This window comes from Bartonella sp. AA81SXKL (assembly GCF_042196945.1).
Taxonomy (GTDB): Bacteria; Pseudomonadota; Alphaproteobacteria; order Rhizobiales; family Rhizobiaceae; genus Bartonella.
In genome coordinates, this window is sequence record NZ_JBHIRH010000226.1 from 1 (window position 1) to 729 (window position 729).

1 protein-coding gene is annotated in these 729 nt (G+C 38.0%); it reads left to right on the forward strand.

What is annotated here, in order from left to right; translation table 11 throughout:
- Positions 1–719 (forward strand): thymidylate synthase (locus ACFINZ_RS10745; RefSeq protein ID WP_375701513.1); only part of this gene is annotated, 719 nt, incomplete at its 5' end.
- Positions 720–729 lie beyond the last annotated feature (10 nt).

A 729-nucleotide genomic window follows, 5' to 3' on the forward strand; every position in this document is an offset into this window, starting at 1 on the left:
CACGATCGGTTTTTGGCTATCAGATGCGGTTTGATTTACAGGCTGGATTTCCATTGTTAACAACGAAGAAATTGCATTTACGCTCGATCATTTATGAGCTTTTGTGGTTTCTTAGAGGTGATACCAATATTGCCTGGTTGAAAGAACATGGTGTGTCAATTTGGGATGAGTGGGCTGATGAAAAAGGCAATCTTGGTCCTATTTATGGTTATCAGTGGCGTTCTTGGCCAGCTCCTGATGGACGTCATATTGATCAGATCAGTAATCTTTTGATGATGATTAAAAAAACGCCTGATTCTCGTCGTTTAATTGTCTCTGCGTGGAATCCTGCCTCGATAAAGGAAATGGCTCTTCCACCATGCCATTGTTTTTTTCAATTTTATGTTGCAGATGGTAAATTGTCTTGCCAACTTTATCAACGTTCTGCAGATATTTTTTTAGGTATTCCGTTCAATATTGCTTCCTATGCGTTATTAACAATGATGATTGCACAAGTAAGTGGTCTTAAAGTCGGCGATTTTATTCATACTCTTGGTGATGCGCATCTTTATTCTAATCATTTTGAACAGGCTCAACATCAATTGTCTCGTATACCAAATGCTTTGCCGTTTATGCGTATAAATCCAGCGGTAACAGATCTTTTTTCTTTTAAATTTGAGGATTTTGAATTGCTTAATTATGATGCACAACCACATATCAAGGCGCCAATAGCAGTATGACTTTTCCCAT